The 2,063-nt window shown below is 66.7% G+C and carries 2 protein-coding genes, 1 tRNA gene and 1 pseudogene; 1 reads left to right on the forward strand and 3 read right to left on the reverse strand.

Annotation, left to right across the window (positions count from 1 at the left end):
- Together WCB02_RS39295 and WCB02_RS39300 are read right to left on the reverse strand one after the other, a co-directional pair.
- A partial coding sequence (locus WCB02_RS39295; RefSeq protein ID WP_423967744.1) for an FAD-dependent oxidoreductase occupies nucleotides 1-1,103 on the reverse strand: 1,103 nt, incomplete at its 3' end.
- A 118-nt stretch (nucleotides 1,104-1,221) separates the two neighbouring features.
- Nucleotides 1,222-1,464 carry a hypothetical protein gene (locus tag WCB02_RS39300; RefSeq protein WP_423967741.1) on the reverse strand — a complete coding sequence of 81 codons (243 nt, stop codon included), beginning with the start codon at nucleotides 1,462-1,464 and terminating at the stop codon, nucleotides 1,222-1,224.
- Between the two features lie 247 nt (nucleotides 1,465-1,711).
- Between WCB02_RS39300 and WCB02_RS39305 the strand changes: the two genes are divergently transcribed.
- A tRNA-Thr gene (locus tag WCB02_RS39305) sits at nucleotides 1,712-1,786 on the forward strand.
- Here the strand turns inward: WCB02_RS39305 and WCB02_RS39310 are convergent.
- Nucleotides 1,765-2,063: pseudogene (locus WCB02_RS39310) on the reverse strand (TetR/AcrR family transcriptional regulator); the annotation flags it as partial. The gene WCB02_RS39305 and the pseudogene WCB02_RS39310 sit on opposite strands and share 22 nt — an antisense overlap.

Consider the following 2,063-nt stretch of genomic DNA (forward strand, 5'->3'; position numbering starts at 1 on the left):
GCGCAGAGCCGCGCCTCGATCGGCGAGGCCCAGTACCAGACCCCGCGCCCCTCGAACCGCGCGAGATTTTCGATCGCCGGCCGCCGGTAGCGCGCGCCGCTCGCCACCACGACCGCGCGCGAACGCACCTCGTCGCCATCGTCGAGCTTCAGGGTGAAGGCGCCGTCGCGGCGTTCGCAATCGAGCGATTGCGCGCTGATCGGGATCATGATCTCGGCGCCGAATTTCTGCGCCTGGCTGAAGGCGCGCCCCGCCAGCGCCTGCCCCGAGATGCCGGTGGGAAAACCGAGATAGTTCTCGATCCGCGCGCTGGCGCCGGCCTGGCCGCCATAAGAGCGGGAATCCAGCATCACCACCGACAGGCCCTCGGAGGCGGCATAGACCGCGGTCGCAAGCCCCGCCGGCCCGCAGCCGACGATCGCGGCATCGTAGATCTTCTGGCCGCGCGGACCGCCGATCATGCCAAGCGCGCGGGCGATCTCGCTTTCGCTGGGATTGCGCAGCACCGTGCCGTCGGTGGTCACCACCAGCGGCCAATCGTCCGGCGACGGCGAATAGCGCGCGATCAGCTCGGCGGCATCGTGATCGGCGACAGGGTCGAGCAGGTGATGGGGATAGCCGTTGCGGAGAAGAAAATTCTCCAAGCGGGCGACACTGGTGGAACTCGACGGCCCGATCAGCACCGGGCCGCCGACACCGCCCTGGATCAGATTGACCCGGCGCAGGATCAGCGCACGCATGACGCGCTCGCCGAGATCGGCCTCGGCGACCAGCAGCGCCCGCAGCCGATCGGGGCGAATCAGCAGCGTTTCGACCTCACCCTCGGCATGGCCGTCGACCAGCGCGTTGCGGCCGGAGAGCTGGCCGATCTCGGCCAGGAACTGGCCCGGTCCCTGCTCGATGACCGGCGTGACATGGCCGAGGCCGTCACGCTCCGTGATCGCGACGTGGCCGGAAAGCAGGACGAACATGCCGGGCCCGGGCTTGCCGGTCTCGAACAGAAGCTCGCCGTCACGGTAGGACCTGAGTTCGCCGAACCGGCGCATCCGGTCGATTTCCTGCGGCGTCAGCGCCGGAAAGGTCTGCTCGTAACGCGGAAACATCTTCCTCGCGGGATCGCTATTGCCGCTGCTGGCGCTTCCGTCTCCGGGCTCGTCCCCTGCCGTCATGCCGAGATCTCACACTACAATAACCAGACAAATTGCGCCTGGCGGAACGCTGCTACCCGCCCCCGACGCTTCCGGTATCATCATCTAGCGCGTTTTCATGATGGTTCGAGGGCGCCGCGGTCACTTTGTTGAGTTCCTGACTGCGCTCCTGACTGCGCTCCATGTCACGTTCCTTGGCCTGCGATTTGCGCCGTCTGAGGTTTTCACGCAGCGCGCTTTTCAGCCGGTCCCGTCGTGAGTCTTTCATGCGCGGCGCCGCTTTGTCGTCCCATTTGTCCTGCCGGTCGATCGTCATCGGCCCGTTCCGAGTGATGCCCGGCACGATGCACCAATCCAGGCGCCGCCGCCACTGCACGAAGGATCAGGGAATCGGAGCGGCACGAAGCCGGATTCGCGCGATCCACCCGGCAACTCTGAGTTTTTGGACGTGCTGCCGGCCATTTAGGGCGCCACGAGCGCTTGCGCCAAGGGATGCCCTGTGGCAAGAACCGCCCGTCCGCAAGCGGCCTTGTCGGCCGATTCCTGATCATGATCCCGGACATGCTGCCGTAGCTCAGTGGTAGAGCACTCCATTGGTAATGGAGAGGTCGACAGTTCAATCCTGTCTGGCAGCACCAGGCCTTTTCCTGCCCTCGTGCGCCGCTCGCGCCGTGACGTCGCCCGCGTCCCCCCGCAACCGCAGCCCGTCGACAAACACATCCAACAGCCGCACCACGCTCGCCTGCCAGCCCGGCTGGTCGTGCAGATAGCACATGCCGACCAGCGCGCGTAAGAGGTCCTCGGCGCTGACATCGGCGCGGATGTCGCCGGCTGCGACGGCGCGGTCGAGCAGGACGCCGATCGCCTTGGTGAGACGGTCGAACGAGAAGGCTGTCAGGTCGGACATCCCGGAGG

It is taken from the genome of Bradyrhizobium sp. (assembly GCF_049581145.1).
Taxonomy (GTDB): Bacteria; Pseudomonadota; Alphaproteobacteria; order Rhizobiales; family Xanthobacteraceae; genus Bradyrhizobium.